7 protein-coding genes are annotated in these 7,956 nt (G+C 64.2%); 1 reads left to right on the forward strand and 6 read right to left on the reverse strand.

Translation table 11 applies throughout. The features are described 5' to 3' along the window. The 3 genes from VNQ78_RS11035 to VNQ78_RS11045 all read right to left on the reverse strand — a co-directional run. Positions 1-411 (reverse strand): acetyl-coenzyme A synthetase N-terminal domain-containing protein (locus tag VNQ78_RS11035; RefSeq protein WP_325689622.1); only part of this gene is annotated, 411 nt, incomplete at its 3' end. 282 nt (positions 412-693) lie between these two features. After that, entirely contained in the window at positions 694-2,988 is a 2,295-nt protein-coding gene (locus VNQ78_RS11040) for a glycosyl hydrolase family 28-related protein (protein ID WP_325689624.1), read from the reverse strand. A gap of 136 nt (positions 2,989-3,124) precedes the next feature. Next, positions 3,125-4,717: a lysine--tRNA ligase gene (locus VNQ78_RS11045; protein WP_325689626.1), complete on the reverse strand. Its 1,593-nt coding sequence runs from the start codon at positions 4,715-4,717 to the stop codon at positions 3,125-3,127. A gap of 87 nt (positions 4,718-4,804) precedes the next feature. On the opposite strand from VNQ78_RS11045, the gene VNQ78_RS11050 reads away from it, so the two are divergent. Then, positions 4,805-5,227 (forward strand): tellurite resistance TerB family protein, encoded by a 423-nt coding sequence (locus VNQ78_RS11050; protein WP_325689627.1) that lies wholly within the window; start codon positions 4,805-4,807, stop codon positions 5,225-5,227. Positions 5,228-5,230: 3 nt separating this feature from the next. Here the strand turns inward: VNQ78_RS11050 and VNQ78_RS11055 are convergent, their stop codons facing one another. The 3 genes from VNQ78_RS11055 to VNQ78_RS11065 form a co-directional block, all read right to left on the reverse strand. Beyond that, complete coding sequence (locus VNQ78_RS11055) at positions 5,231-6,679, reverse strand: D-alanyl-D-alanine carboxypeptidase/D-alanyl-D-alanine-endopeptidase (RefSeq protein WP_325689629.1); 1,449 nt, start codon at positions 6,677-6,679, stop codon at positions 5,231-5,233. After that, complete coding sequence (locus VNQ78_RS11060) at positions 6,676-7,287, reverse strand: nicotinate-nucleotide adenylyltransferase (RefSeq protein ID WP_325689631.1); 612 nt, start codon at positions 7,285-7,287, stop codon at positions 6,676-6,678. The genes VNQ78_RS11055 and VNQ78_RS11060 overlap by 4 nt, the downstream gene beginning before the upstream one ends. Beyond that, a partial coding sequence (locus VNQ78_RS11065) for a formate--tetrahydrofolate ligase (protein ID WP_325689633.1) occupies positions 7,288-7,956 on the reverse strand: 669 nt, incomplete at its 5' end.

The following is a 7,956-nucleotide window of genomic DNA, read 5'->3' on the forward strand; positions in this document are numbered from 1 at the left end:
CACCCGGTCGCCGCGCATGACACCCTGGCTCAGCAGCACATTGGCAAAGCGGTTCACCTTCTCCGAAAGCTCGGCATAGGTGATGTGGCGCACCGGCGCTTCCGGGTCGTCCGGCTCGAAGATGATCGCGGTCTGGTTCGCCCGCGCGGGCAAGTGGCGGTCGATGCAATTGACCGCGACATTCAGGATCCCGTCCTCGAACCACTTGATCGAGACCTTGCCCATGGTGAAGTCGGTATTCTTGACGATGCTGTAGGGATGGATCCAGTCGAGGCGCTGCCCCTCGCGCCGCCAGAAACCGTCGCTGTCCGTCACGGATTCCTCATAGAGGCGCGCATAGTCGTCCGCATTCAGCAGAGCTTCCCCGAAAGCAGCAGGGATCGGATGTTTGGCAATATGTTCAACGGACATGGCGGGCCTCCTCAAACTCGCATTCCGGGTCGTCTCGCGACAACGCCACTCCTCCTGGCGCAACGGCTGCCTGTGACGGAACCGGTTTGGCGTTACGTTAATACCACGACACGCTTGCCGTAAACCTTTTTCTTAAAACAAGAATTTTGTAAATTTATTCACCGGATCTTAGTCAATCCGTAAATTTTTGACAAAAAACCCGCAGCCAGCAGGCGACGGATGGCGAAAACCCCGGTCGCTGGGCGACCGGGGGTGCGGCAGAGGCAAAGAGGCGATGAAAGGCTAGTCGGGGTTGTCCATGCGCACGCGAAGGGCCACCGATCCCTTGGTTGCGGCGCTCCAGTTGATGCCGATCTGCTTGCGGCTCGTGCCCTGCGCGGCCTGGAGCCAGGGCATCTCGGTAATGCGGCCGTTGCTGGCATTGGTGATCGGCCCGGTCGCGACGACGGACTCGACCCGCCTGGCCCAGCCGTTGAACGGCAGCGCGACATCGACGGGAACGACCCAGCGCGACGCCGCCGATGCCTGGTTATGGGTTATATCGACCGGGTTCGCCACATAAGTGAGGACGCCGTTGAACATATTGCCCTGGAACTGGATATTGCGCATCCGCGTATAGTCCAGCCCCGCAAAGGTGGTATCGACCTTGTCGATGCGATTCACCTTGTTGTTCAAAGACTTGAACACGTTACCCAGAACGGCGAGGCCGTGGATGAAATGCCCGGTGCCGTAGGGCTTCACCACCAGCCAGCTGAAGCCCTGCGTGGTGTCCGAGGCGAGGAAAGTGTTCCCCGTGATGGTCAGGCCGCCAAAGGAATATTCGTTACCCTCGAAATTCGGCCGGGCGTCATGCTCGTTCGTCCATTCGATCGTGCAATTGTCGATGTAATTGCCGGTGATCGTCGCCTGCACATTGGGCTGGGTCAGGATCAGCCCGCCAAAGCGCACGCCGTTCAGCGCGGCATCCCCCTGGAACCAGTGGTTGCCCTCGATCATGTGGCCGCCGCCGCCCGCCACCATGAAATGCCCGAAGCGGACAAAGCGGCTATGCCGGATCTTGGTGTCGTTGTTGTTCACATTCAGCGCGACCGAGCTGCGGTTCTGCGCCAGATCGCCCATCTCGTTCGACAGGAACTCGCAGCGGTCGACCAGCATCCCCTGGCATGCGCTGCCGATCGAGGTGATGCCGCGATCCCTCGGCCGGGTGAAATAGCAATCGCGGAAACAGTTCATCGAACCGCTGCGCGCCAGCATCACGCCGCTGGCATTGCCGTCCATCAGGAACTCGACATCGTCGAAGTTCAGGCGGCTCAGATGCTCCATCTCCGAGAAATCGAAGGCATAGCGATTGCGGGTGAAGGTATAGTTGCGCGTCCCCGCCCCGCCGTAAAGCGGCTGCGACAGGGTGACGGTCCCGGCGGCGACGTTGCGGGCATTCACATAGACCTCGCGCCCGACGCCGTTCCCCGAGACACGCGCGCCGACCTCGATCCCTGCGACATTCGCCACCGCCGACAACACCTGCGGCTTGGCGGGATTATAGGTCGCGCGCATCGTGACCGATGTGCTGTCCCATGCCGCCCCCGGCACGATCGAGATCTGGCCATTCGTGATCACGCGCCGGTTCGCGAAACTGCTGAGACCGGGCGAGAACTCCGAGACCTTGATCGGCTGCGTCAGATGAACGCTCCGCCCGCAAAGATCGAGCGAGCCGTGATCGGTGAAGCCGAACAGCGCCTGCAGCGCGCGCCGCATCCCCTCGGTCTCGTCGCCGAAGGCATCGGCATAGGTGGGATAATCGAACCTGCCCGACAGGACCAGCCGGGCAGTGCGCGGCATCTTCAGCGTGCCGACGAAACGCACCGCCGAGTTGAGGTTGAGGTCCGAGCCGATGAAATACGTCCCCTCGGGCACCAGAACCTGCCGCGTCCCCGCCGCCTGGTTCGCGGCCACGAAAGCCGCACGGTCATCCGTGACCCCATTGCCGACCGCGCCGAAATCCCGCACATCGACCCAGTCGAGCATTCCGGGCACGAATGCGGCGGTCACGTCCTCGATCACCATGTTCTCGATGCGGACCGAGCCGTTATTGTCGCCGATCAGGTCCAGCCCGAAATAGCCGAAAACTGCCGTTCGCCCCCAAGGCATGTCGACGCCGTCGCGGCTGCCAGTGCCGACGATCGCCACGACCTCGACCACCTCGCCATAGGATGCGACGCTCACCACCGGCCCGATCTGCTTCGCGCTCGGGATATTCCCCGCGGCCAGCGTCCCGGCATAACCCGCGATGCGGAACTGCGGAATGTTCCCGGCGATGACCTTCACCCTCGTGGAGATCCGCAGATACGTCCCCGGACTGATCGGCGTCTGCCGCATATGCCTGAGCGAGGTGACGTTCTCCGTCTTCAGGATCTCGAGGCAGCTTCCGAAATCCTCGTCCGCCGGGACGATGGCGGCGTTCGGTTGCGCCGCCCAGGTCGGCGAGCCGGGCGTGCCATCGGTTCGCGACCAGAAATTCAGTCCCAGCCGGAACTCGCGCGGCATCAGCGCCTTGCTGCCAACGATGGCGTTCGTCATGCCGGTGTCTCCCCTTCCCAATCATGCGGGCCACTGGGCCGCGCGGTCGGGACAGAAACTGAGCTTCCGGCGTTAACGAAGCTTTAACCATACGCGCGCGGCAACGCGGCCGCGCGCAACGGTTCCGGCCCTGGGGTCAGGCGACCGAGTTGGCCTGAAGCTCGCCCGCAAGGGCGCGCTCGATCAGCTTGCGGGTCTCATCGACGCCGTAAAGCGCGATGAAACCACCAAAGCGCGGACCCTGATCGGCGCCCAGAAGCACCTGATAAAGCGCCTGGAACCAGTCCTTCATCGGCTCGAAACCATGTTCGCGGCCAATGGCGAAGACCATGGTTTGCAGGGCTTCGGCATCCACCGGCTGCTCCCATGCGGCAAGGCGCCCGGCCAGATCCTCCAGCGCCCGGCGCTCGACCTCGGTGGGGGCGCGGAAGGTCCGCGTCGGCGCAACGAAGTCGTTGAAGTAACGCACCGCGAACTCGGCCGCATGGTCCAGCGTCGGGTTCGTCTCCGGGCTCGCCTCCGGCGCATAGCGGCGGATGAAGCCCCAGAGCCCCTCCTTGTCCTTCGCCCCGGCGACCGAGGCGAGGTTCAGGAGCATCTGGAACGGCACCACCATGTCGGATGCAGGAACATCGCCGCCATGGATATGCCAGACCGGGTTCGCGAATTGCTGCTCGGGCGTCTGGTCGGGATAGGCACGGAGCTGCTGGTGATATTCGTCGACCGCCTTAGGGATCACGTCGAAATGCATCCGCTTGGCCGTTTTCGGCTTCTGATACATGAAATAGCTCAGGCTCTCGGTCGCGGCATAGGTCAGCCATTCGTCGATCGACAGGCCATTGCCCTTGGATTTCGAGATCTTCTGCCCGTGTTCGTCAAGGAACAGCTCATAGGTGAAATGCTCGGGCTTGCGGCCGCCAAGGATCTCGCAGATCGAATCGTAGATCGGCGTGTTGGTCGAGTGGTCCTTGCCATACATCTCGAAATCGACGTCGAGCGCAGCCCAGCGGGCGCCGAAATCCGGCTTCCACTGCAATTTCACCTGACCGCCGGTCACCGGCAGCGTCAGTTCCTGACCATCCTCGTCGTCAAAGGTGATGGTGCCGTTCTTCGCATCGACATGCTTGATCGGGACGTAAAGCACCTTGCCGGTCTTGGGGCTGATCGGCAGGAAGCAGCTATAGGTCTGCTGACGCTCCTCGCGCAGGCTGGCGAGCATCACCTCCATGATGGCGTCATAGCGTTCGGCGGCCAGCAGCAGCGTCGGGTCGAACTGGCCCGATTTGTAGAACTCGGTCGCGCTGATGAACTCATACTCGAACCCGAAGGTGTCGAGGAAGCGCCGCAGCATGGCGTTGTTATGGTCGCCAAAGCTCGGATATTCGCCGAACGGATCCGGCACGGTGGTCAGCGGCTCCTGCAGGTGCTCGCGCAGCATCTCCTGCTGCGGCACATTGTCGGGAACCTTGCGCATCCCGTCCATGTCGTCCGAGAAACAGAACAGCCGCGTCGGGATGTCCGAGATCATCTGGAAGGCGCGGCGGATCATCGTCGTGCGCGCAACTTCGCCGAAGGTGCCGATATGCGGCAGGCCCGAGGGACCATAGCCCGTCTCGAACAGGACATAGCCCTTTTCGGGGTCCTTCTTCTCGTAACGTTTCAGCACGCGGCGGGCCTCCTCGAAGGGCCAGGCCTTTGATTTCATCGCGGCATCACGCAGAGCGGTCATTTCGGGTCTCCATTGCTGAACGTTCCCCGTATTGAAACGCCGCGTAATGGTCAATAATTACCCCCGGAAACGCAACGGAGATTTGCCATGTCCGACACCCTGCCCTCGTTCTCGCCCTGTGACGCCCTCGTTGCCGTCATGGTGGGGGTCTCGGCCTCGGACCAGAACCTGCGCACGGCCGAGCTTGTCGCGATCGAACGCGCGGTGAACCACACTCCGGTTTTCGCGAATTACGACATCGACCGGATCCGGGCCATCTCGCAGACCGTCATCTCGCTTTTCGAGGAGGAGGACGGACTCGACGCGCTTTTCGGCCTCGTGCGCGATTCCCTGCCCGAGAAACTCTACGAGACCGCCTATCTGCTGGCCTGCGACGTCGCCGCCTCCGATGGGCGGCTGGGCGAGGTCGAGGCCGAGATGCTGGCCGAGATCCGCGACCAGCTGGAAATTGACCGCCTGCATTCCGCCGCGATCGAGATGGCCGCGCGCGTGCGCCACCGCGTCCTTTAACGGTCAGCGCAGAACGCCGGCCTGCACCGTCTCGGGCGCGGGCGCGGCGATCTCTGCCGGCATCGACCCGATCCAGCCCTCGATCATCGCCTGCTGCATCGCCTTCGACCGGCGGACCCAAGCCCTCATGCCCTCGGGAAGCTCTTGTCCCTCGGTCGCGGCGCGGCGCGGCTCGTCCCCGGTCAGGATGGTGAAGGCGATCCGGCGCCCCTCTGGCCCATCGGCATAGCCGGCGAGGTTCGAGACGAAATTCAGCGTGCCGGTCTTCGCCAGAACGTTGATATCGCTTTCCTTCCTCTTGCCCTGCTCGTCCCTCAGCGGGATGTGCTTCAGGATATCGGCAAGGCCCCGGCGCTCGCCCTCGGCCGCGAGAAGCCGGGTCAGCGTGGCGGCCGTCAGCCGGTTTTGCGAGGAAAGGCCGGAATGGTCGTGGAACTCGAACCGCTCGCCCGGCAGCAAGGGCTGAAGCCACAGCGCCATCGCCTGCGCCGAGGCTTCGGGGCTTGCCGCGCCACTCGCGGAAAGCCCGATCACCTCGGCCGTCAGGTTGGTCGAATATTCCAGCATACCGCGGGCAATCTCGGTCAGGGCCGGGCTGTCGCGATGCGCGATCTCATCCCCCAGCGGGGCCGTGCCCGCGACCTCTGGCGTCGGCAGGACCAGACCCTTGGCCCGACACAGCGTCTGGAACACATCCCCCGCATAAAGCTCGGGCCGGCGGACCGGCAGCCAGCGCGAGCCCGACTTTCCGATGGCATTGCGGGCGATGGTCCAGCTTTCCTTCGTGCCACTGCCGTCATAGGTGAAAAGCGGCGCACGGCGATCCACCGCACCGACGGCGATGGTATAGGCGCGCGGCGATTGCTTACGCCCCCGCGCCTCCAGCGAGACCTGCCCGGCCTTCCAGCCCAGATGAACCCGGTTGAAGTTGAGGATCATCCCCGAAACGCTTGGATTATAGGGAAGATATTCGTCCTGCGCGTCAGAGATGCGTTCAAGCCGCGGCAATGCGCCACCCCAGACGAGGAAGCGCTTCGGCGGTGTCCCCTGCCATGCCCCGACCGTGGCGGCGGCAAGCTCCGCCAGCCCGTCGGTGTCGAGCAGCGGATCGCCGCCCCCGGCAAGGATCAGGTCGTCGCCATGGCGATAGACCCGCGTGACAAAGCGGTGATCCGGGCCAAGCCGGTCCAGCGCGTAAAGCGCCGTCACCACCTTCAGCGTGCTCGCGGGGGCCATCATCATGTCGTCCCGCCGCCCCGACAGCATCGCCCCGGTTGCGGTATCCATGACGGTAAAGCTGACCTCGCCGCCCAGCTTCGCGGCAAGGATAGCAGGTTCGGCATCAAAGGTCGCCAAAGGCGCAACCGCATTGATCGGCGTCTGCGCCAGTAGCGGCCGGGCGAAGATTGCCGCGCCAAAGCCCGCGAGCATGCCGCGTCTCGTCAGTCTCATTGGTCTTCTCTCCCGGCAACAAGCGCACGGATCGCAGTCGAGGACTGCTTGTTCAATGGCACGTTTAGCATGGTCCATGCCGGGGGAAAACAATCAGGCAGCCGTTTCGCCTGCCCTTCTGGAACACGATTGCGCCACATCAGGCGCGCCGCGCGCGAGAAACGGGCCCGCATCCGCCACCCTGGACGGGCAATGACGCCAATCGGGACGCGGGCGGCGATCTCCTCCCAGCGGTCCCATTTGTCGAATTGCACCAGATTGTCAGCCCCCATCAGCCAGACGAAGCGCACGCCGGGATAAAGCCGTTGCAACGCCGCGATGGTGTCCGCCGTCATCCGGGTGCCAAGGCGGGTTTCAAGGTCGCTGATGACGACGCGGGGATTGCGCATGATCCGCCGCGCCCGCGCCACCCGCTCGTCCAGCGGCGCGGGTCCATGCGCTTTCAGCGGGTTGCCGGGACTGACCAGCCACCAGACCTGGTCCAGCCCGAAGCGGCGCAGCGCCTCCTCGGTGATATTCACATGGCCCGGATGCGCGGGATCGAAGGAGCCTCCCAGAAGGCCGATCCGCATGCCCGGCCGGGCAAGGGGCAGTCCCGCGCGATACACTCAGAACAGCCCTTCGATCCGGCCGTGATCGTCCAGCCCGATGCGCAGCGCCGCCGGTTCGCGAGGCAGGCCCGGCATGGTCATGATCTCGCCGCAGATCGCAACGACGAAACCGGCTCCGGCGGAAAGGCGCACTTCGCGCAGGGGGATGGTGAAGCCGCTCGGCGCGCCAAGCGCGGTCGGATCGGCCGAGAAGGAATATTGCGTCTTGGCCATGCAGACCGGCATATGCCCGTAGCCCGCCGCCTGCCAGGCGGCAAGCTGGGCATGGACCCCGGGCGGCGCCTCGACGTGATCGGCGCGGTAGATGCGTTTGCAGATCGTGTCGATCTTCTGCCACAGCGTCATGTCATCGGGATAAAGCGGCGCGAAATCCGCCTCGCCACCCTCGGCCAGCCGCGCGACGGCGCGGGCCAGCTCCTCGGCGCCCTTGCCGCCCTCGGCCCAGTGGCGGCAAAGGATCGCCTCGACACCGTGGCGGGCGGCATAGTCGCGCACGGCCCGGATCTCGGCATCGGTGTCGGAGGTGAAATGGTTGATCGCGACCACCACCGGCAGGCCATAGCCGCGCAGGTTCTCGATATGCCGGCCAAGATTGGCCGCGCCCATCTCGACCGCCGCCACATTCTCGGCCCCCAGATCGGGGCGGGCGACGCCGCCATTCATCTT

This window comes from Paracoccus sp. (in: a-proteobacteria), assembly GCF_035556475.1.
Taxonomy (GTDB): domain Bacteria; phylum Pseudomonadota; class Alphaproteobacteria; order Rhodobacterales; family Rhodobacteraceae; genus Paracoccus.